The organism is Cohnella faecalis (assembly GCF_003570905.1).
Taxonomy (GTDB): domain Bacteria; phylum Bacillota; class Bacilli; order Paenibacillales; family Paenibacillaceae; genus Cohnella; species Cohnella faecalis.
Genome location: NZ_QXJM01000056.1, coordinates 109,551 through 131,492, shown reverse-complemented (window position 1 = coordinate 131,492; position 21,942 = coordinate 109,551). Strand labels below are relative to the sequence as shown.

Below are 21,942 nucleotides of genomic sequence, written 5' to 3'. Positions count from 1 at the left end.
AAAAAATCACGCTTTTGCTGTCTTAACAATAGCGTGCCCGGGCACATTTTCATTTTGATAGTTTTATGACCATTTGTCAAGTATGGATAAGTCAGGCTGGTCAGAGCCTGCAAATCAAGTCAAGCTTTCAGGAATATAAATGTGAGTGTCCGTATAATAGTACTCTTGCTCAGGACGTTTGCCGATAAAAATGAGATCGTAAAGGATGCGCAGGGAACGATACCCTTGTTGCTTCGGATCCTGCACGATTGTAAAATCGATGAAACGATTTCGCAAGCCCTCTTCCGTTTCCGGAATAAGGTCATTGCTAACGACTTTTATTTTCCCAGCTTTGCCGTGTTCTTGGAGCACGTCCAGAGCAGCTTTAATGGGGCCGGTAGCCAAATAAATCCCCGCGATGTCATCATGCTCTCTCAACGCTTGATCCAACTTATAACGGGTTTCGTCATACCGGTCGAAGCCTTCGATAATTTGTACGACTTCAATTTTATTTTCGTTAACTTCGCACGCTTCGTGAAATCCCTTTACGCGAGCGCGATGCGCCTGGAAATTCAAGTTTCCGCTCAGAATAAGGACTTTTGATCGGCTTGGAAGTATTCTTTCCATGAGTCCTGCTGCTACTTTACCGCTTTTATAAAGATCCTGCCCGACAAAACAGACTCGTTTGCTCTGTTCCACATCGGAATTGAAGGTTATAACGGGGACGCCTCGCTCCGCGGCTTCATTAATGCAACCGCGAATCCGTTCGTCATCCATAACGGAAAACATAATCCCGTTCGCACCAGCCTCGACCAGCTCCTTGATGGCAGCCGCTCCCTCTTCCGAATTTTTATTATCGACGTAGCGATATTCAAGTCGGATGCCAAGGTTTTTCAATTCATCCGCTGCAATGTCGATTCCGGCCCGAATTTCATCAAAAAACGGGATCTCTTTGGGCGGCATTACGATGCCGAATAACGCCGGTTTTTTATTATAGGCAAGCGCTTTCCCAGCTGCATTAGGAACATAATTAAGCTCTTGAGCGATCGCCTCGATCCGTTCTCTGACTTCCGGTTTAACCCGTTGTCTGCCGTTCAGAACACGGTCGACCGTTCCTCTTGAAACCCCGGCTTTTTCGGCAATCTGGCGTATGGTAACGTTCAAATCAGCTCTCTCCTTGCATTGTGTGCTCGAACACATTAATAATCGCACACATTGCGGGCTTCTTCAAGCGTGATGATTCCGATAAAAGTTTTCGACAAAAGCAGCCGACCGTTTGGTCGCTTCCGCTACGCTCAAGGCGGACATTGTCTCAGCCATATGGTACAGTTCAAACGTCAACCAGCCGGAATAACCGATTTCACGCAACGCCGACAGCAGCTGAGCGGCATTCAGTTCCCCTTCATCGAACTGGACCGAAGGAACAGGACCTCGTTGATTACGCAGATGAACGGCGCTTACTCGGTCTGAATAAGTGCGGATCCACTCTATCGGATCATACCCTGCGACATGGGCCCATCCCGTATCTATGCACAGCTTGACCTCTTTTCCGTCGAATTCCGTTACCGATCGCAGATCGCCTTCGGCGAGCGGTTTGGTTGCGCCGTGATTGTGAAAGCAGCATTCGATGCCATGCGCCTTGGCTATTTGATCGACCCGAGCAATATTTTCCCCTTGTTGCTTTAACTCGTCCTCCGTCTTTACTTCCGGCGAAGACCATCCCCCTTTGGGATCGGCGTTCAGCAGAAGGGTAGGAACTTCATGACGAGCCATGCGCTCAAGCAGCGGCAGCAGCTTATTGTCCAGTTGGAGCGAATCGGCGGTTTCATGGAGATTCAAGCCGATGTACGCGGCAGATATGTGAAGGCCATGTTCCTTTGCCAAGGAAACAAGCTCATCCGTAGGATCGCTCTCGAACGCTCTTACCCCCGATTCCGCGATTTTTCTCACCAATACCTCCATCGGAATAGAGGTGCCGTTCAAACGCTCGTATTCATGCAAGAAGCCGTAATGAGCCGATGAGTATCCTTTACTGTTCATTGATTATCTCCCTCAGTCCTTAGTTGTTTGTCGAATCCAAGTCGATTGTCTGGGCAGCTCCCGTTCGGATGCAAGCGTAAATAGCATCAATGATCGCGAAGTTGAATAAAGCTTTGCGGTTCACGACAGATGGCGCGTCCTGGCCCCTGATCGTCCGATCGAAGAACACGAGAGGCTTGTCCATCAATGTCAACATCGAGGGCGAAGCCGAGTAGGAAGTCGTCTCCTCTTTCGCCTTTCCATCCTCGTCATAGACGCGCGTAATGTTGCCATCGCCCGAATAACAGAGCCAGTCCCAGTAAGCAGCGCCTTGCGTACCTTCCAGTTGAACGTTGGCATATTCTTTTCCGTGCGTGCAGGCTGCTCGCTCATATTCGACAATTACGGTGCTGCCGTCCTTTCTATGATAGCGAAGGGCGGCCCCTACATGCTCTTCTATATCAAACACTTTTATGTCTTCTGCAAGCGCCGTCTCCGGATTGGCCATCCAGGCAGACAGCACGTCAATACGGGTAGGTTCGAGAACTTCATTCAAGGTTGTAAAATCATAGGGGCCCCAGTCCATTAGGCAACCGCCCCCGCTGACAGCCCGGTTCAGGAACCATCTTAGGGCAGGCAAATGCTCAACCCCAGGCCGGGATCTTCTCGCTTTGTGAACAAACTCTACACGGTACACATTCCCAAGCGCTCCGTTCCGAAGCAGTTGGATAGCGTGCCCCGTCGTTTCCACATCGAGAAAACGCGCACTGCAGCAAGCGATAAGAAGGCCGAGCTCTTCAGCCGTCCGCACCATGTCCTCCGCTTCTTCGCGATTCATGGCAAACGGCTTCTCGCAAAGCACATGCCTGCCCGAACGGAGCGCCTTTACGGCTAAATCATGATGAGTGCGAGGCGGCGTTGCCACTATTACGATATCCTTATCGTCAACGGGAAGCGCCAGCATTTCGTCGACATCCTTGCATGGCCGAGCCTTCGGATATTGAGTGCAGAAATCCTGGAGCGCTTGTTCGTTCAGATCCGTTACGTATAGTTCGGCCTCTTCGGGCTTGGAAAGCTTTTTGAATGCTTCCGCATGATGCCTGGAAATCGTGCCGGCCCCAATAATCATTATTTTTTGTGTCACAGCTGCTCACTCCTATTGTTATTTATCATTTGGGCTTGAACGTTTAGCAGCCGATTTCCTTAAGCTTGCCGTCAAGGAAACGCTTGGCGCGCGGAATGTCCGTCTCGTCCAGATGTTCAATAATGATCGGGACGTTAGGATGAAGCTTGTACAGGCGCTGCAAGTACAGGTCATAGTTCAGTATGCCGAGCCCTGGCGCCGGAAGCTCTACAGCACCGGCACCGCGGAACGAATGCGCTTCGGTAGCGTCGATATCCGCATGCTTCTCCGAAGTGTCTTCCGCAGGCTTGCAGTCCTTCGCATGGGCAAGCTTGATTCTCGGTCCCAGCGTGTCAAAGATGCGGTTGATCTCCTTATCCACGCTTCCAATGTTGCTATCCGTGAAGTAGTTAGTAGGATCCATCAGCAAGCCGAGACCGGGGTGGTTGATGTCTCCAAACAGTCTGGTCAGCCGTTCCACCGAGCCGATCACATTATTGACATAGTTTTCAACCAGAAATACGGAGCCGTGGTCGTATGCGAATTTTGCCAAATCCTCGATGATCCCCGCTGTTTCTTCGTAGGCTTCCTCCGTTCCGTTCCGCTCGTCCCACACCCAGTCGCTATCCATGTTGTATGTGCCCGTTTCGCTGACAACGTAAGGCGAACCCAGTTCGCGAGCGAATTTCAGAACGGTTTTGAGACCGTGTAAGTTCTGCTCTCGCTTCTTCTTATCCGGATGAATGATATTGGTATAGCCGGAGACGGCTACAATCGGAAGATTGGCATCGCGGAACGCGTCCCGGATTTGCCGGCACTTCTCTATGGTGATCGCCTCCGGAGACAAATCCATCCCTTTGAACGTAAGATCGAGCTGCACGCAGCTGAACCCGTCTTTTTTGATGCGTGCGATGGACTCTTCCAACGAATAGGGGTAATATCCGTTAAATATACCTACAGAAAGCATGTGTCGATTCCTCCTTTATTGTGGGCTGTCTCGATGAATCAAGTGCCGATAAGCGCAAGCTCATATGCAAATTCGACTGTACGTTGTTCCCGCAGCGATCGATAACATGCGTCGACGAGAGCCATCGTTCGCAGATTGTCCCGTCCCCCGATTTCCGGCTCGGCATCCGTTTCCACCGCCCGCAGAAGTTGGGCCATCGTCCCCTGGAACGCATCCGGAAACCATACGGCATCCCACGCAGGACGAATCCATTCGCCTGGCGCGTGTTTGGTCGTGAACGCCAGCGTACTCGGAGTGCGGTTCGGATAATCGGGCCACCCGATCGTTCCTTGCGCCATCCCGTCCAAGCCTTCGACTCGCCACTTGATATAGATGTCTTTCTCGGTACCTTCCCCTGGCCATGCCCAGACATCGTCAAGGCTTGTCGCCATCAGCTCATTCGCGTACTGAAAGGTGTACTGGGTGATCCCGTCCAGATGCGGGAAGGTCGTGTGCGGATCGCGTCTGGCCAGCGCCGTAACCCGTTCCGGATCGCCAAACAGATAACGGAAGATGTCGATATGATGAATGCCCATATTCAGCATCTCCAGTTGGTCGTACTTGCGCAGAAACTCCTGCCAGTGCGGAATGGCGCGCATTTCAATCGTGGCTAATACCGGCTCCCCAAGATAGCCTCTCTCCAAAATCGTCTTGAGCGCACGCATCGACTGGTCGTAGCGCATATTGGAGTTGACGGCAAGCTTGACGCCCGCTTCTTCGCAAAGAGTGACGATTTGGCGTGCTTCCTTGCTGTTCATCGCTAGCGGCTTTTGGCACAGAATACCCTTGATATGCTTCTGCGTTACTGCTGCTCTCACAATCTCGAGCTGCCGATCCGGAGGGATGGCGATATCCAGAATTTCCACTTGCGGGTCGGCCACGAGCTCTTGCCACGTGTCGTACACACGGGAGATTCCCCGCTGCTCGGCGACTTCGCGCGCGTTAGCCGGCGTGCGAGAACTGATGGCGTACGGATTGAATCCGGCGTCGCGGTATGCGACAAGGTGACAATCCCTCATAATGAAGCCCGAGCCGATACAACCAATCCGGAAGTCTTTGCGATTAGGCAGCTCGGGCTCGATGTTATAATCCAGGCTCACATTCACGTTTCTCTTACCTCCTTCTCATCTGGTCTAGTTTCACTCCACCCATAGGCTTGTCGCAAACGAAATGGTTTCGGCTGATCGTATTCCCCTTGCCCCCGTACGTTCATACGCATAATCCAAATTAAACGCGTCCGTTACATAGGTGTAAGGCTCCAGCGAAAATGCGTCGGACCAATCCGGTCGGAATAAGACGACATACGGAAAGCTTTCGTCCATTCGGTAGGCAATCGTGTATCTTTTTGCCTCATCGTTTACGACAATTTTACACGTCCGGTCTCCGGCGGGATCCAGCTCCACCAGCGCTACGCCAAGCTGCGGAAAATCATTGAGAGTAATTCCGTTCCGCAACTCGCGGCATAATGCCGTTATCGACGGCTCGCCGATGACGAACGCTTGATTCGACACGGGCCATTCCACGGAAGCCGGCACTTGAAGCGAAATGGCGCTGTGGGAGCGGAACGGGAGATTAAAGTAAGGATGAAGCCCAAATGCAAACGGGGCTTCGTCCGGTCCCTCGTTGGCGATTGCTCCTTCAACAAACATTTTCCCATCCGATAGTTTATAGGTCATCGTAAAAACCAACGAATGCGGAAAATAGTTCATAATGTCCGGATGATCGGCAAAACGGAAACGTGTGATTGCAAATGCGCCGTCCTTATCCGACACTCCCGTTGCAATAATTTCCCATGGGCGCGATGACAGCTCGCCGTGAAGGTGATACTCCGGCGGTTCGTTCAGCGGAAGCTTGTATTCTCTCCCCTTGAACTTGATAATCCCTTTCTTGACGCGATTGGGCGGAAACAGAATCGGAGTTCCGTACTTGGAACGCCCGTTGCCCTTAAGTTCGGCGAGTGAATCCGGATGAGAAAGCACCTCGCAGCCTTGTTGCCGGAAGCGGATCAGATTGGATCCTGCGTCCGCAACGATGGTCGCTTCGGCATCCGCACCGGAATCCATTAACGAGACTATTTTAAATCCATCGTGCTCGCGTATTGTGGCCGAATATCGGCTCATTGTACATCCTCCCCTCGCAACCGATACGGCTCGAACCGACGGTTACTTTACGGCACCGATGGTGATCCCTTTTACGAAATATTTTTGAAAGAACGGATAAGCGATCAGAATCGGCAATACGCCGATCGCCGCAATCGCCATACGCACGGAGGTGCCTGGAATTTCGGCAACCGCTTGCCCGGCCCCCGAACCGGCAGCGTTGCTGTTGCTGGTCAAAAACTGGATGTCCATAATCATCTTCGTCAGAATCGTCTGAATGCCGAACAACCGGGAATCGGTCAAATAGATCAAGCCGTTAAACCAATCGTTCCAATAACCGATCGCCTGAAACAATCCTATGGTCGCCATAATAGGCAACGATAAAGGAAGTACGATTCGATAGAAAATTCTGATTTCTCCCGCCCCATCGATGCTCGCCGCCTCGATTAATGCTGGGGGAATGGAAGTCAGAAAGAAGGTTCGGACAAGAAGCACATTAAAGCCATTCATTAGCAGCCCGGGCACGAGCAGCCCGAAAATCGTATTCTTGATATCAAAAATTTGCGTATAAACCAAGTACGTCGGAACAAGTCCGCCGTTAAACAGCAAGGTAAAGAATACAAGGAAGGTCCAAAAATTTCGAAGCGGCATATCCCTCCGCGACAAGGGGTAGGCCAACATCGATGTTATAGCCAAGCTTACCACCGTGCCGACAACCGTAATCAACACCGTAATGCCGTATGCACGTCCGAGCTCCAAATGATGCAGCCACAAATAATCGTAGGCTTTCAAACTGAAGGCTTCGGGAAAAAACGTATAGCCCTTCTGAATGATGCTCGCTTCGCTGCTGAGTGAGGAAACAATCAGCAAAACAAAGGGCACGATGCATGCCAGAGAAAAAGAACCAAGTACGAAATAAGCAAGCCATTTCAACGATTTGTTTTCGAGTGCCATTTTGACCACCTCTTTCGATCTTAGAACAACGCGTTCTCCCGATTGATTTTACGCACCACGTAATTGGCAACAAGGACGAGAATGAAGCCTACGATGGACTGATAGACACCTGCGGCCGACGCCATGCCCATATCTCCAGTTACCATCAAGCCCCTGTACACATACGTGTCAATGACATTGGTCGTGTCCGAGATCGCACCGCTGCTCATGGGAACCTGGAAGAACAGTCCGAAATCGGAATAAAACATGCGTCCGATTCCAAGGAGTGTCAGCATCGTGATAACCGGCGTTATGAGCGGGATCGTAATTTTGCGGATTTGCGCCCATTTGGACGCGCCGTCCAGTGTTGCGGCCTCGTAATATTCCGAATCAATGCTTATAATCGATGCGAGGTATATGATGCAGGAAAATCCAATCGATTTCCACAGATGGACCAAGGTCAAAATATAAGGCCAATATTTGGGCTCTGTATACCAGGAAATTTCGTCAATCCCGAACATGGGAAGGATCGTTTTATTCATAAAGCCCGTGTCCATGCTGAAAGCGGCATAGGCCAGATAGCCAACGACAACGAATGAAATCAGGTGCGGCAGCACGATAACGCTTTGAAAAAACCGGGAGGCGATTTTCTTGGTAATTTCGTTCAGCAGAATCGCAAAAGCAATCGCCAGTATCGTTCCGACAATCATAAAGACCGCATTGTACAAAATGGTATTTCTCGTAATGAGGTACGCATCGCTAGTCTTGAAGAGATACTCGAAATTTTTGAAACCCGCCCAATCGCTTCCTAGAATCCCCTTGGTAAAATTGATGTTTTTGAATGCAATAAAGATTCCGAGCATAGGCAAGTAATTATTAATCAGCAGATAGGCCAGACCGGGTAGCATCAGCACCGTAAGCGGAGCATATTTAGTGAACGGTTTCCTCGCTCTGCCGATGAGAAGTCTCATGCAACGACACGTCCTTTCCGTTATTCATTCGGGCTGAAGTTGCGATCCAATCGACCGGTTTGGCCGATTGGATCGCGACTCACCCTATTTTTTTCCGTTAGCGGCGGCCCATGCATCGAGTTGTTTTTGCTTCTCCGCGATGATTTTATCGATCCCCGCGTCACTCAGCTTCTTAAGAAAATCGGGAAGCACTTTATCGACATCGACCGCGCCGCTCTGCAACACTCTTTGGTATTGAGTGAGCACTGCGGTACAAGCGGCAATTTCCGTCTTGACCGATTCTCCGTTGAAGGTAAAGCCGAGCGCTTTGGACTTGTTGGCAGATTTATTAAAGGCGTCGAGCTCTTTATAAACGTCCGGGTCGTCTCCTTCAAATACATAGGACAGGAACTGATTTCCATGCATCCAGCTATAGTTTTTGTAGCCTACGTTTTGGGCGGTAATGCCGTCCGGATATTTGATTACGTTGTCTTGGCCTTCTACTTTTACATAATGTTTGCCTTCGATTCCCCAATCCAACAAGTTGACGATATCTTTATCCGTGTACATTAAATTCAGGAACTGCAGCGTTTTTTCCGGATTTTTCGACTGGGCGGAAATTCCGATGGTGACGTTCGTCACGGTATCCGTCTTGGCCACTGGCGGAAGCGTTCGAACGGCAACCATCTCCGCACCGTTCACACGGCTTTCCTGAGCTTCAAAACCGGGCTTCATCTGAGAGAAATACCCTGCAGCTTTGCCTGATTTGACAACCGCCGCGTTCGATTCCGGATTCGTTGCCGCATCCTTAAGCAAGTAGCCTGCCAAGTACCACTCGCGGAGCTTGCGGAGCATATGCTCATACTCTTCCGAAGCGAACCAGTTAACCACTTTCAAGTCATCCTGACCGTTGTTGAGCAAAGATCCCAAATCGTTTCCGAGAGGATCATCCAGCTCGTAGGACCCGAGAATCGAATCGTTGGTTTGGTTTGTGGCAGCTACCATGCCAGGCTCGTTCTCTTTGATAACCTTAAATACGTTCCCCAAATCATCGAACGTTTTAATCTGGCTGAGGTCGATTTTATATTTGTCGACCAAATCTTTGCGCACTACAAACCCGTAGTCCTGCGCCAAGTCGCGGATGCTCGGCACCCCATAGCTTATACCGTTGACTTTGGTCGCATTGTAGTAGTCCGGACCGAGCGCGTCGATAATGCCCTGCGCGTTCTGTTCCATGATGTTACCCATCGGGTACAGCACGCCTTTGGAAACCTGTGTGCTGTAATTAAACATCGCCATCATGTCCAATTTCTCGCCGCCGGACATCATCAGGTTGATCTGGTTCAGAAAAGCGCTGCTGCTGATCGGCATCAATTTAACCGTAACATTAATTTTTGCTTTGGATATTTTATTGATTTCATCTTGCACCTGTTGAATATCCGGCGGCACATTGTCGAATGTCGGATATGCATACACGACTTCGTAAGGCTTTTCGCCGGAAGCGCTTCCATTTTCTGCGTTTTCCGTTTTGCCGCTTGAGCACGCACTGAGCGCGAGCGTTAAAGCAAGCATCAGACTAGTCCAACCCGCTTTTCTTTTCACCCTTATTCCCCCTGTATTCCTTTTGATTAGATTCAAATCCGGCTTGAATCTGATTTTATTTTACTAAGGGGCAAAACGGTCCACTACTCCATTTTCGACATTCGACTTGGACGAAATCGACTCCTGATCTTCCGTTCGCGATCTTTCAAGTCAAAAGCTTGCGAAAAGCATTTGGATTTGTTCCCTCAAACCGCTTGAACTTCCGTGAGAAATGAGCCAAGTTGGAATACCCGACTTGCGCGGCAATCGTTCCTACCGGCATATTCGTCTTGAGAAGCAGCTCTTTGGCCAGTTGCATTCGCATCCTCGCGATATACTCGGTTACCGAGCACCCGGTCTCTTTTTTGCAAAGCCGATCCAAATAATCCGGGTTCAGAAAAACATGGCTGGCCACATCCTCCCGAGTCAAGCCGTCGTTCTCCAAATTCTGTGTCACGTATGCGTTCACACGTACCATGAACGATTCCGATTGCTGAACGGTGCCGGCATATTCCAACGACTTGCTTATCGTATGCTTCATCCAGTCGATCATATCGGTCACGGAACGAACCGCATGCTGGAACAAATCTGCGGACGCATGGTTATCAAAAAGCAAATGCGCGTCGATGCCGTTAAGCTTCAACACATAAAACACCATCTGCAGAAAATTATGATGGAACCGGTACAGGATCTCTGCGTTAATATGAGCCGAGCCGATCAAACTATTCAGGAATGTTTCCGCTTGCGCCATCACATCGTTTCCGCGCCCCTCTTTCAGCATGACGGACCAAAGGTTCATGTCTGGAAAGTCGACAAGCTCCTGTCTATAGTTTCTGTCGACCCAAATAAATACTTTATTGGTTACGGCGACATTGCTCTTGTCCCAATCCGTGAGCCAGCGAACCGCTTCGCTAAGTTCATGACTGTACACCTCGTTGCCTACGTAAATCGATACGTCGCAGTAAAAGTAATCGGCCACCGAAGAAATCAAAACGCTCCCGCGTTCCCTTAACGCTTCCCGAAGCTCCGGAGCGTCTTGTTCAATCGGGATTAGCGCCAACAGCTTTCTGTCTTCCAGCCGGAACAGCAGTCCATTGCCTTGGAGGCCGAGCAGCTCCTCGCTGCTGTTTTTAAGAGCATATTCGATGATCTTCTCATCGCGCGGCGAAAAGGTTTTGTGATATCGTTTGATGACTATTAAAAGCGGAACAATACGCAAGTTAACGTCAAACGTAATGCTCCGTTCCGAGGCCTCTTTCTGGATCAGGTCCAGGCTGGAAGGAATCGTATGGTTAATGATGTCCATCCAGAATCGTTCCGCAAGCAAAGGCTGATGGCGGGACCAGTATTGACCGATCCGGCTGTATTGCTTGATTTCGTTATCCTTTTTGATTTTATTGGCTATTTTGCCTACCACCTGACATAACTCATCCGCTGGTACCGGCTTGAGCAAATAGTCAAAGCTGCCGAGCTGCATCGCGCGTTGCGCCAGTTTAAACTCGGCATGGCAGGTCATGAACACCGATTCCGTCAACGGGTAATGCTCTTTCACCCATGCAAGAAGCTCAAGTCCGTTCCCCTGCGGCATCTCGATATCGCATAGCATCAGATCAATGGAAGCCCGCTCGAACATTTGCTTCGCCTGATGCGAGTTATAGGCTGTATAGACCGATCCGATTCCAAGCTTCGCCCAGTCGATATCCTCTTTCAGCGATTCGGTGAGCAGCTTTTCATCATCCACGATTAGTAGGCTCAACATTGGATTAACCCCTCCCTCCACTCGAATTCGTCCTTGAAGATGGCGAGAATGGGAGCGTGATTTCAACGCTGGCTCCATTCGGCTGCAAGTTCTTGAGCACGACAACGGCTTGATCTTCGTAAAGCAGCTTTAGACGCTGCTTCAAATTCCAAATGCCGATATGCTCCCCTTCTTCATCGAAGATCCGCTGGTTATTAACAACCTGCTGGATCACGCCCTCCCTGAAACCAGGGCCGGTATCCCGAACCTGAATCAGCAAGCCGGAATCTGGCGGCTCCATCATCTCCAAATCAATGTATATCCAGACCGGATCGTTAAGGGTAACGGCATGCTTGATTGCGTTTTCTACAAGAGTGTGAACGACAAGGGGTGGAACAGGTGTGCCCATTAGAAAGTCAGGCGCCTGGATCTCATACTTCAACAAATCGGGATAGCGCATTTCCTGAATGCGCAAATAATTTCTGACATGCTGCAACTCTTCCTTTAAGGAAACAAAACTCAGATTGCTTTGGAACATATAGCGAAAGTATCGGATCAAGCAGAGCGACATCTCCTCCATACGCACCACATCTTTCATTCGGGCCATCACATGCATCATATTGAGTGTATTAATGAAGAAATGAGGCTTGATTTGCAGTTGCAAATGTTGGAGCTCCGCTTTCTGCTTATTCAACTGTTCTTCATATACGCTTATCCGTAAATTTTTAATTTGTTCCATCATGTTATTGAACGTATCGTTGACCATTTGGAATTCCATGGACGTAGCTTCCTGTTTAATTTGCATATCCAAATTGCCCTGCTTAATCCGGTTCATAGCTTTGAGCAACCGATTCAACGGAACCAACAGACTGTTCCGTAGGAAAAGCAAGCCAAGCAGAAGAATGACGATCGAAGCAAAAGGAAGAAAGTAAGAAATCATTTTTAGCGTTGGCAAATGCTGCAGAATTCTGTTTTCCGGAATAAAAGCATACAGGCTGAAATCGCCCTCATGCGAACGTTCACCGACAGCTATAAACCGTCGCTTCGTTCCCGTCAAATAGTAGGATGATGCCTCAGGTCTGATCACGACGCCATTTTCACGGATAAATTCCGAGTCAGTGATTGCGCTTCCGTGATCATCGCCAAGCAGGGTCGCTCCCTGCTCTCCAATGCCCAGCAAATCGAGCGGCGTTTGTAAGGAACGGGCATTGAACCACGCCCCGACGATGGAAGTATTATTCAACATCAAATAACGTACAATATACACCTGATCGCCGTTTTTCTGAATAAACCAGTCTTTTTGGTTCCCGCTGACTCGGTTTTGGCTTACGGTCTCCGATATTAATGATTTCATATACATGCGGTCGTTCATGGTGGACTGACTTGTGAATGAATATAGAAAATGATCATCGGAAGGGATGTAAACAAATAGCCCGTCCAGCAGCGGATACCGAAATATGGCGTTGGAAAGGTTTGTGTAAATCTGCTGCTTCGATATAAGACGCTGGTCCGGGCTTGACACAAATTCCAGATTTGACAAGTCCGGATCAAGCATAATGCCAGTGAGATAATTGTCGACTTCCTTTAACCGGGCATCGAGTTGGTCTCGGTACAGGGACAGGAGGTCTTTGCTGGACTTGGCGACCTGATTGCGTACGACTTCGATCGCATATACATTCGAGTAAATGATAAAACCGATGAGCGGTATGACGATCAAGAACAAGCCAGCCAGCATCTTCATCCGGATGGATGATCGTCGAATGTCCTGCAAATGGAGCATATCGATACAACCCCTTTCCTATCCGAAGCCTCGTTCCACCAGATCTTTTACGTTCACCAGTGTGCTCGGGCACACGTTTATTCTATTATGTGTGAATGACTAATACAAGTCATAAATTGTTCACCTTATTAGTTAAGTTTTTCTACCATTGAGTCATCAAGTCAACATAAAACGATGCAAGCTCTTGTCTCGATAAAAGGACAAGAACTCGCATCGAATTAGGTTGTTCAAGATCATGTGAGGTTCTACTTTGGAGATAAAAATACTCCCCTTACAGTAACAGGCTTTTATTATTTCACCTGTCTACCGTATGGGGAGCACATCACTTTTGAGACAGCTTTGTCTTGCGGTCTCTATGACTTAGTTGTTGAAGTTAAACTCTACATTCGGATTGCTGGATGATACGGTGTAGCTGTGATTTTGACCGCTTTCCCACACCACGTTGTTGCTTGCGTTTTTCTTAATCGCTTTGAACTCGATCTTCGTACCTTCAACCAGGTTGACGGTAACCTTCCAAGTCGGATAAGTCGAGATCGTAGTCGCGACTGCACTAGCTGGAGCCCAGTTGCCGAGTTCCGCAACGTTGCCTGCCAGGTAGATGTTTTGTCCAGAAACAGTCGTGGCGTTCTTAATAGTAAACGTGACGGCGACCGTTTTTTGAACAGGCTCTTGATCGGTGATCACGCCATTTTTGATCCAGACGCTCTTCGTTACCAGATAGCCCGGTTGTTTGGAAGCAGGAATTTGTTGTCCGTTGCTGTTGAAAATAACGTTGGCTTTGCTCCAGCCGGTCAACGTGTAAGAATACCAGCCGTTGCCTTCGTTCTTCATAGCGACTCCAGGCCAAGCACCGCCTTCTTTCTTAGGCGATACGGATTCATCGTAATAGTAAATGTTAGGCGTGCCCCATCCGTCCGGTTTGTAGTAATGAACCGTAATGGCTTGTTCTTCTTCTTTCTTAAACGTGTACGTTTTCGTCGCGGTTTTGTCAATGTTGATTGCCGTCACAGACAACGTATAAGTGGTTCCATACGCATCGCCTGCGCCGAATGCAACTTGTTGACCAGACGTGAACGATACCGGTGCGCCGCCGTTAAGCGAGTAAGTTGCAGACGTTGCATCCTTCAAGGTGATCGCGACGTTCAAGCTGTCGCTGTTGAATGCGCCTTCCGCTTTGTCAATCGTTATTGTCGGAGTTTTGTTCTCCGGAATGACGATATCAGGGTTGGATTGGTAGATAACGCCGTTCTTGATCCATTTTTCGCCCGTTACCGCATAGCCAGGCTGGCTTGCGCCCGGAATTTGGTTGCTTCCGGAGTTGAAAATCACTTTGCCTTGCGTCCAGCCGGTTACACGGAATACGTACCAGCCGTTGCCTTCATCCGTCATTGCTACTCCAGGCCATGCAACGCCGATTTTCAGCGGTGTAACGGAGTCGTCGTAGTAATAGATGTTAGGCGTACCCCATCCGGATGGCTTGTAGTAATGGATGCTCAAGCCAGCGTTCGGATCTTCTTTGGTGAACGTGAACGTTTTGGTCGTCGATTTGTCTTCATTGGATGCAGTGACGATCAGCGTATACTTCGTGCCGAACGCGCCGTCTGCGCCGATCGTAATCTTCTGACCGGAAGCAACATTCGTTTGCGCTCCGCCATTCAACGTGTAGGTCGCACCGTCGGCATTCGCGTAGCTAACGGTAACTTCCAGGCTGTTGCCGTAGAAAGTGCCTTCGGCTTTGTCGATGGAAATCGTCGGAGCCGGAAGAGCCGCTTTCGTTTTGGTGAACGAGTACGATTTCGTTGTCGTTTTGTCCGCATTGGAAGCGGTTACGTTCAACGTGTACGTTGTGCCGTATGCGGCTCCTGCGCCGAAGGTGACTTTTTGACCGGAAGCAATGCTTACCTGAGCGCTGCCATTCAACGAATAAGCTGCTGCAGTCGCATCGTTGTAGCTGATCGTGACGTCCAGACTATCCGTGTAGAAAGCGCCTTCAGACTTGTCGATCGATACGGTCGGAGTCTTGATTACAACGTCGGGATTCGAAGTGTGAATGACGCCGTCCTTGATCCACTTCTCTCCTGTTACGTCATAACCCGGCTGGCTTGCGCCAGGAATCTGGTTAGAACCTGAGGTGAAAATGACTTTTGCTTTTTTCCAGCCAGCAACTTGAGTGCTGTACCAGCCGCCGCCTTCATCCGTCATCGCCGTTCCCGGCCATGCTACGCCAATTTTGGTCGGCGTTACGGAATCGTCGTAATAGTACATGCCAGGAGTGCCCCAGCCGGATGGCTTGTAATAATGAACTTTCAGCGCTGCATTCGGATCTTCTTTCGTAAATGTATACGTTTGCGTCGTTTGACCAGCTGCGTTGTTCGCTACGATTTTTAACGTGTACGTCGTACCGAATGCTGCACCTGCGCCGAAAGTTACCGTGTTGCCCGAATTAAACGGCGTTTGTGTGCCATTGTTAAGCGAGTAAGAAGCGCTTACCGCATCCGAGTAGGTCATCTTAACCGTCAAGGAATCGGTGAAAAATCCGCCTTCTTGAACATCGATCGAAACTTTAGGGGTAGGCTTCGCTGCTTCGTAGAGAACAGCGATTTTGCCGCCGCCGATGTTGCCGGTAATTCTGCCGTTCGCTACGGTGAACGTACCGCCGCCCGTGGCTTGGTTGACGTAAGTGCCGCTTGCGAGATTCGTTACGGAATTGATAGAAGCGTCGCCGCCAAGGTTGACGATCGTCATCCCTTTCGTTCCGCGCTCGACCAACATTAGCTCGCTGCTGATCGTTCTCAAATATTCGCCTTGGCCAACCATCGCATTGTGGAATTTGTTGACTGCGGCAACGTCCGCGTCTTTCCATAAATCTTTGCCCGCTTGGCCGAGTGCGGTTCCAAACTTGCCGCTTCCGCCTGGACGGCCGAAGAACAGCGAAGTTGTCTCGGCGCGGGATGCAATCAGAGCCCATCCCATTTTGATTTGCCAGTCGTTCATCGCCGTCGTTTCGCTTGCGTCGTTGGCATAGGTATCATGCGATTCAACCCATGTTACGAGCTTGGAAGAGCTGACGCCTGCCGAGTTGTAGGATCTGGCTTTGTCGACGTTTTTGCTTGCGCCGTAGCCAACCGCTTTAATGATGTCGTGTCCGAAAGCGGAAGCGGTCAAATTGATGTAATTCGAATAGCCGGCAAAGTTGTCCGCTCCGCCTTGGAGCACTTCACCGTAAATGTACAGGTTCTGCTTGCTCAAGCTGCCGAGCACGCGAGTCCAGAAGTTCGAGCCGCCGTCTTCGTTAGGAAGCTCGATATGTTTGGCGGCGTCAAACCGGAAGCCGTCCGCTCCGAGCGCGATCGCGTCGTTCAAGAACGCGATGATTATGTTTTGCAGCTCTTGGTTGGAGGTGTTCAGATCGGGAAGACCGATGCCCCAGTGGGTAACTTGCCATCTGTTGTTCCAGTCTTCGACACCTCTTGCATCATGCCAGAAATATTGATTGTTTTTAATAGCCGAATCGACGTTGGATGCCGGGGTGTATGTCAAGCTGCCTCCGCCGGCGTTCCCCGTATGGTTGGCAACTACGTCGACGATGATGTCGATGCCGTACTTCTCGGCTTCGTCGCACATTGCTTTGAATTGATCTCTGTTGCCTAACTGCGCGTTGCCGATTTTGAAGTTGGTAGGCTGGTACAAAATCCACCATTTGCTTCCTTCCATCAAATTTTCTTTGTTGCCTTGAATCGGAGAAGTTTGAACGGATTTGTAGCCTGCCGCCGCAATAGCCGGCAAATTTGCCTTGATCGTGTCAAACGACCAGTTCCAAGCGTGGAAGATAACGCCGTCTTTCGTTTTGGCCGGAAGTCCGTATTCCTCGGACGCAGCCGCGGAGGCGCTTCCATGAGTGATCGGAGTAAAGTTCAACGCTTGCAGCACTAAAGCTAGAAACAGAACGATGCTCCATATCGATCTTCCTTTTTTCTTCATACCTAACACTCCTTTACAAAAATAAATTAATTTTTGCTGCCAATTAAGTAGTGAATTGACTGTAAAAAACTAAACTATCTTTCCAAGAAGCCATAAAAAATGTGATGTATCCGCTTTCATATTAAATCTAAAAAAAAATTCCAGCTTTCTCTTAAACGTATACAGATCACCTTCCCATGCAATTGTGCAACTTGGTAAAACGCTCGCACAATTGGAATGATGAAATTAATGTCATTTTCTCATTGATAGGAATATGTTGTCAACAATTAATAAACAATTTGACCTATGACTTATGCACTATTTTTATTGAATTTCGACAAATTAATCGGAAATGTCTTTTCAATTTCACACGGATTTACGCTCCAATGCGATTTTCTCCAGCCGTTCAAACATTCCGTCGTCGATTTCCAACGCACCTATTTTTGCTATGCACATTATCCATCCGTAGACGAAATAAACCCATCCGTCTTCAATGTGTAACGCACGTAAATGTTGTTGATTCATCGCTTGCCGGCGGAAAGTTAAATCACCGCGGTAATTCAACTCCCACACAAAACTATTTTCGGGAAAGATAGCTCTGTCGGAAATCGGTGAGCCTGGAATATCCTTCCCCATACCAGTCGCGTTAACGATAAGAGAATAGGGCTTAAGCTTGCCTAGGCATTCCTCATTATGCAGCGTACTTTTACTGACACTCAGTTCGATCTGCACGTTAGGGTTAAGTCCGGCCAACTTTTGCCTGGCTTGTATGAGCCTGTTCTCATTGATGTCGGTTAAGATGATTTTGGAAGGAACATTATGCCCGTTATCTTTATTCAACAAAGCTGCGCCGACGGCTAACGCGCTCCCTCCGGCACCGAAAAGGAGCGCTTCCCCTCTCTTTTCCGCCCACAAATCGTCAGGTAAAAACCGTCGCATCGCCAACTTGCTACTGACTGGGTCCAAGGCGTAGCCGAATAACCTCCCCGCCGATTTCGCGATACAAGACAGCTCCCCAAACATTCGGGCATAAGTATCGAAATCATCGAATATTTCCTTAGCTGCGTTAAATAGGTTGATCTTGTGAGTCGTTATAATCGCGCCTAGTGAATTCGGATCTTCTTTAATCAATTTGACCCATTTCAGATAGTCGGCAGGCGGCGAATCGATAGGGAGATCCACTCCTTGCATAGTCATGCCGCTTAATCCCAATTGTTGCGCCCATTTCGGGAAAAGTTGAAGACCAGACGAAGCGGAAGTCGTTACACCGATAAAGTATATTGTTGAATGGTTCGCCATTTTATCGCTCGAACGAGAAAGCCTTAGCCGGATTGCTAACGAAAAATTTGGAAATGATTTCAGGCTGGACTCCTCTACGCTCCAGCTTCGGCACGAAAGACTCCATCAAATAGGCCATACCCGGTCCTCCTCCATACGCTCGCTGATAAGAACGAAGGGCGCTGTCCGTCCCAAGAGAATCTGGTCTTCAAATCCGTATTCGATCATTTTTTCGATTAAATCGATGATGACGCTGTCCGGCCAATATTTGATGCGCCCAATGTTGTCATATTCCAAATAAACGCCGGATTCCGCGACAGACCGATGATATTCAAAGTCGGGATTTCTGTCCAAATGGCAAATGATCACTTTGCTTGGCGCTACACCGTCGCCGAGTAACAATTCCACCTGTTCCAACCCACAAGTCCCGTGCTCGGTATGCGTCGAGATAGGGGCTCCTGTCATCAATTGAGCGGCGGCAGCCGCATGAAACAACTTTTGAGACAATTTGTCGATTCTGTTGTAATCGCTGGCTCCTTTGATCAATCCGGCCTTGGCAGTCAGCCTCTCGGTGACAGGACCGCTGTAGCTGTGCCGGTCCATACCTTCCTCTACTTCCGCTACGAGCAGCTCCGCAATTTGTTGCTCATTGTAACGATGAACCCAATGAATATCCGAGTAATACATAGGTTTATGGAATCCCGTGGCCGCAATAATATGCGAACCTGTTTGACTTGCGATTTCCATCAAATCCGCAGGCTCTCTTCCGCAATCGAGCGGCATCATATCCACAAATGTACTTATTCCGTGTTTTTTGACATCGTTCACTTCTTCGCAGGCTTTCTCCACGCTGTTTAAACGTAAATCCGGATTTTTCTGAACGCCGAGTCCTCCTGAAATGATCAAGTGTTCGTGGGAATACACCATGCCAAGTCGATCGGAATCAACATCTCCCAACACCGTTCTTACAAAGCTCATATCGTTCCCTCCATATCGTAAATCTGCTCAAATGTAGTTTTCAAAGTGGGGTAAAGACCCTCATAGATTCGATATAACTTGGAGTATGACTCCGCCATCGCCAAGTCATTAGGAACTGTCTCCACTTGACTAAGTTTGTTCACAGCATCGTTCCAATCGTGGTACAAGCCTGTCCCCATCCCGGCAATGATTGCGGCGCCGAGCGGCGCGCTGTCTTTGTCTTTCATGAGAAAAGCGTTCCCCCGGTTCATGACAGAGGTCAAAATACGCGTCCAAATCTGGCTGTTCATGCCGCCTTCCCCAAAGAACAGTTGGTGTGCCGGAATATTGCATAAGTCAAGCAATTCGACTATCTGTCGAAAGTTGTAGGCTACTCCCTCCATAACGGCTCTCGCCATATCCCCATAAGAATGCCGGATACTTAATCCGATAAACGTTCCCTTCGCTTTCGGATCTGCATAAGGAACAACGCTACCGGCCAAATAAGGCAGGAAGAACAGCCCTTTTGAGCCGATGGTCGATTCTTCTGCCATGCGGTTCATTTTTTCGTACGTGAGCTTTCGATTGTTGCCGGGCTCATCGTTCAGTAACGGATTCAACAGATCAATGAGCCAGCTCAAGGAAAGCCCTCCTGCCGGAATAGAACCGAAAGCGTAATACATATCGGGCACCGCGTGGCAAAACTGATACAGCCTGCCGGCATAGGCGGGGTCAGGCGCCGCGATTGGCGCAATTAAATGCCCGGCTGTACCGATCGTCACACTAATATTCCCCTCGCTGACAGCTCGAGTGCCCAATGCGGTGCATGCCATGTCAGCCGCACCGGCTGCCAACGGGGTGCCCGGTGCCAAGCCGGTTTCCTCGGCGGCGCTCTTGGTTACCGAACCTACCAGTTCGTAAGGCAGATTCACCTCGGGAAATTTTGTAATATCAAGCCCAAAATGCTCGATCAAGGGGTCCCATGTTTTCTTATTGAAATCCATGAACAACGTGGCCGATGCGTCCGTGCTGTCGGTTCCAAAAGTGCCCGTGAGCTTCAGCCGTATATAATCCTTTGGCATCAGCCATTTGTGCGCTTGATCCCAGACATCTTTTCGGTTGTTCTTCAACCACATTAATTTCGGCGCGGACATCAAGTTAGTGATCGGGTTCATTCCGATTCGCAGAACGTCTTCCTGCCTCTCTCTGAGCGACGCGATTTCCTCTACGCAACGAGTATCCAGGTGCGTAATGCAGTTGTACAAGGGCTGTCCGCTTTTCGTCACAGGGACGACACCGCACATTTGACCGGACAGACCGATCCCCTTAATGGATTTCGGCGAAATCTTCGCACGGTGCAAACATTCCTGAATGGCGTACTTGGTTTGCGTCCACCACTCTTCGGGATTCTGCTCCGCATACCCCTGTTTTTCGGAATACAGACGGTAATGACCTCTGCCAGTAGACAATATTTCTCCCGTTTCGTGGTCGTATAAAGCAACTTTGACACTGGACGTGCCCAAATCAATCACGATCAACGCCATAAATATTCTCCTTCTATAGTGCGTTTGTTAAGTCTGCTTGGGTGATTGCAAGCTATAAATAATGACCAATGCAAGAATAATGGCCCCTTGAGCAGCCAATTGTCCGCCGTAAGGAATTTTGAAAAGAATTAGCAAGCTTTGAATAAGAGTGAGCAGCAGAGCTCCTGCGATCGTTCCGAGGTAGCTTCCTTTACCGCCAAGTATTGACGTTCCTCCGACAACAACAGCGGCAATGGACATGAACTGATAAGTATTCCCCATAGTAAAATAACTTCTTGCAGTAAAACCAACCAATAATATGCCGACTATCGCATACAGAAAACCTGCCGACGTGAAAACGAAAAGACTGACTGATTTCGGATTGATGCCCGAATGTACAGCGGCCGTCATATTTGAGCCGGAATAGTAGATTTTTTTTCCGATTTTCGTATTGGTCAATAGAAAAACGACAACGAGAATAACGACCAGCCAAGTGAAAACCACGCCGTTAAATCCGAAAAACCATTTGTCGTTCACCCAGCCTTGGAATCCTTCAGCGGTAATGGAGCTCGTCCGCCCATTCGTCATCACCATTGAAATACCTTGATAAACACTTGCAGTGGCAAGCGTCATTACCAATGCCGGCACCTTAAGAAAGCTGACACCCAAACCGTTTGCCAACCCGAGTAAAGAGCCGCAAAGAAGGGTCAAAAGGATGCCGCCTAAAAATCCGTAGCCTGAATTGATCAGTTGAGCGAATACAATTCCACAGAACGAAATAATCATCCCGCACGACAAATCGATCCCGCCTGTGAGCATGATCATGTTCTGTCCGGCGGCAACAATGCCCAAGAAGCCCGCAATTTGAATGAGATAGGAAAGATGCGACAAACCGCCAAATCCTTCGACAAAAAAGCCAACTACGAGGAAGGAAACGGCAAAAATAAGATAAAGTATCCCTGTCTTCAAGCCGCCTCTAACTAACTGGGTATATGGCATGGAAATCATTCACCTTC

General features: G+C 49.1%; 16 protein-coding genes. All 16 read right to left on the bottom strand.

Translation table 11 applies throughout. From position 1 onward, the window contains the following. Nucleotides 1-114: 114 nt before the first annotated feature. Complete coding sequence (locus D3H35_RS28825) at nucleotides 115-1,143, bottom strand: LacI family DNA-binding transcriptional regulator (protein ID WP_158594343.1); 1,029 nt, start codon at nucleotides 1,141-1,143, stop codon at nucleotides 115-117. A gap of 63 nt (nucleotides 1,144-1,206) precedes the next feature. After that, a complete protein-coding gene (locus tag D3H35_RS28820) occupies nucleotides 1,207-2,019 on the bottom strand; it encodes a sugar phosphate isomerase/epimerase family protein (RefSeq protein ID WP_119152529.1) in 813 nt (270 codons plus the stop codon). 19 nt (nucleotides 2,020-2,038) lie between these two features. After that, nucleotides 2,039-3,142: a Gfo/Idh/MocA family protein gene (locus D3H35_RS28815; protein ID WP_147355978.1), complete on the bottom strand. Its 1,104-nt coding sequence runs from the start codon at nucleotides 3,140-3,142 to the stop codon at nucleotides 2,039-2,041. A 43-nt stretch (nucleotides 3,143-3,185) separates the two neighbouring features. After that, complete coding sequence (locus tag D3H35_RS28810; protein WP_119152527.1) at nucleotides 3,186-4,088, bottom strand: sugar phosphate isomerase/epimerase family protein; 903 nt, start codon at nucleotides 4,086-4,088, stop codon at nucleotides 3,186-3,188. Nucleotides 4,089-4,126: 38 nt separating this feature from the next. Then, nucleotides 4,127-5,233 carry a Gfo/Idh/MocA family protein gene (locus D3H35_RS28805; RefSeq protein ID WP_119152526.1) on the bottom strand — a complete coding sequence of 369 codons (1,107 nt, stop codon included), beginning with the start codon at nucleotides 5,231-5,233 and terminating at the stop codon, nucleotides 4,127-4,129. 33 nt (nucleotides 5,234-5,266) lie between these two features. Then, nucleotides 5,267-6,247: an aldose 1-epimerase gene (locus tag D3H35_RS28800; RefSeq protein ID WP_119152525.1), complete on the bottom strand. Its 981-nt coding sequence runs from the start codon at nucleotides 6,245-6,247 to the stop codon at nucleotides 5,267-5,269. A gap of 42 nt (nucleotides 6,248-6,289) precedes the next feature. Then, nucleotides 6,290-7,180 (bottom strand): carbohydrate ABC transporter permease, encoded by an 891-nt coding sequence (locus D3H35_RS28795; protein ID WP_119152524.1) that lies wholly within the window; start codon nucleotides 7,178-7,180, stop codon nucleotides 6,290-6,292. A gap of 20 nt (nucleotides 7,181-7,200) precedes the next feature. Next, the gene (locus tag D3H35_RS28790) at nucleotides 7,201-8,130 is read right to left on the bottom strand and encodes an ABC transporter permease (protein ID WP_119152523.1); all 930 of its coding nucleotides are present in this window, start codon (nucleotides 8,128-8,130) and stop codon (nucleotides 7,201-7,203) included. Between the two features lie 84 nt (nucleotides 8,131-8,214). Next, a complete protein-coding gene (locus tag D3H35_RS28785; protein ID WP_199728642.1) occupies nucleotides 8,215-9,711 on the bottom strand; it encodes an ABC transporter substrate-binding protein in 1,497 nt (498 codons plus the stop codon). A 145-nt stretch (nucleotides 9,712-9,856) separates the two neighbouring features. Further along, the gene (locus D3H35_RS28780; protein ID WP_119152521.1) at nucleotides 9,857-11,449 is read right to left on the bottom strand and encodes a helix-turn-helix domain-containing protein; all 1,593 of its coding nucleotides are present in this window, start codon (nucleotides 11,447-11,449) and stop codon (nucleotides 9,857-9,859) included. A 4-nt stretch (nucleotides 11,450-11,453) separates the two neighbouring features. Beyond that, nucleotides 11,454-13,208 (bottom strand): sensor histidine kinase, encoded by a 1,755-nt coding sequence (locus D3H35_RS28775; RefSeq protein WP_119152520.1) that lies wholly within the window; start codon nucleotides 13,206-13,208, stop codon nucleotides 11,454-11,456. Nucleotides 13,209-13,568: 360 nt separating this feature from the next. Continuing rightward, on the bottom strand, nucleotides 13,569-17,189 hold the full coding sequence (locus tag D3H35_RS28770; RefSeq protein WP_119152519.1) for a starch-binding protein: 3,621 nt from the start codon (nucleotides 17,187-17,189) through the stop codon (nucleotides 13,569-13,571). A gap of 345 nt (nucleotides 17,190-17,534) precedes the next feature. Next, nucleotides 17,535-18,467, bottom strand: a complete 933-nt coding sequence (locus D3H35_RS28765; RefSeq protein ID WP_119152518.1) for a shikimate dehydrogenase — start codon at nucleotides 18,465-18,467, stop codon at nucleotides 17,535-17,537. Nucleotides 18,468-18,572: 105 nt separating this feature from the next. Beyond that, on the bottom strand, nucleotides 18,573-19,424 hold the full coding sequence (locus D3H35_RS28760) for a phosphotriesterase family protein (protein ID WP_119152517.1): 852 nt from the start codon (nucleotides 19,422-19,424) through the stop codon (nucleotides 18,573-18,575). After that, the gene (locus D3H35_RS28755; RefSeq protein WP_119152516.1) at nucleotides 19,421-20,947 is read right to left on the bottom strand and encodes a xylulokinase; all 1,527 of its coding nucleotides are present in this window, start codon (nucleotides 20,945-20,947) and stop codon (nucleotides 19,421-19,423) included. The genes D3H35_RS28760 and D3H35_RS28755 overlap by 4 nt, the downstream gene beginning before the upstream one ends. Nucleotides 20,948-20,974: 27 nt before the next feature. Then, entirely contained in the window at nucleotides 20,975-21,934 is a 960-nt protein-coding gene (locus D3H35_RS28750; protein ID WP_119152515.1) for an ABC transporter permease, read from the bottom strand. Nucleotides 21,935-21,942 lie beyond the last annotated feature (8 nt).

Excerpts from the sequence above, each read along its gene's own strand:
- D3H35_RS28760 (WP_119152517.1), bottom strand. The coding sequence starts at position 19,424 with ATGAGCTTTGTAAGAACGGTGTTGGGAGATGTTGATTCCGATCGACTT.
- D3H35_RS28810 (WP_119152527.1), bottom strand. The coding sequence starts at position 4,088 with ATGCTTTCTGTAGGTATATTTAACGGATATTACCCCTATTCGTTGGAA.
- D3H35_RS28750 (WP_119152515.1), bottom strand. The coding sequence starts at position 21,934 with ATGATTTCCATGCCATATACCCAGTTAGTTAGAGGCGGCTTGAAGACA.
- D3H35_RS28820 (WP_119152529.1), bottom strand. The coding sequence starts at position 2,019 with ATGAACAGTAAAGGATACTCATCGGCTCATTACGGCTTCTTGCATGAA.
- D3H35_RS28765 (WP_119152518.1), bottom strand. The coding sequence starts at position 18,467 with ATGGCGAACCATTCAACAATATACTTTATCGGTGTAACGACTTCCGCT.
- D3H35_RS28795 (WP_119152524.1), bottom strand. The coding sequence starts at position 7,180 with ATGGCACTCGAAAACAAATCGTTGAAATGGCTTGCTTATTTCGTACTT.
- D3H35_RS28800 (WP_119152525.1), bottom strand. The coding sequence starts at position 6,247 with ATGAGCCGATATTCGGCCACAATACGCGAGCACGATGGATTTAAAATA.
- D3H35_RS28770 (WP_119152519.1), bottom strand. The coding sequence starts at position 17,189 with ATGAAGAAAAAAGGAAGATCGATATGGAGCATCGTTCTGTTTCTAGCT.
- D3H35_RS28790 (WP_119152523.1), bottom strand. The coding sequence starts at position 8,130 with ATGAGACTTCTCATCGGCAGAGCGAGGAAACCGTTCACTAAATATGCT.
- D3H35_RS28780 (WP_119152521.1), bottom strand. The coding sequence starts at position 11,449 with ATGTTGAGCCTACTAATCGTGGATGATGAAAAGCTGCTCACCGAATCG.
- D3H35_RS28775 (WP_119152520.1), bottom strand. The coding sequence starts at position 13,208 with ATGCTCCATTTGCAGGACATTCGACGATCATCCATCCGGATGAAGATG.
- D3H35_RS28755 (WP_119152516.1), bottom strand. The coding sequence starts at position 20,947 with ATGGCGTTGATCGTGATTGATTTGGGCACGTCCAGTGTCAAAGTTGCT.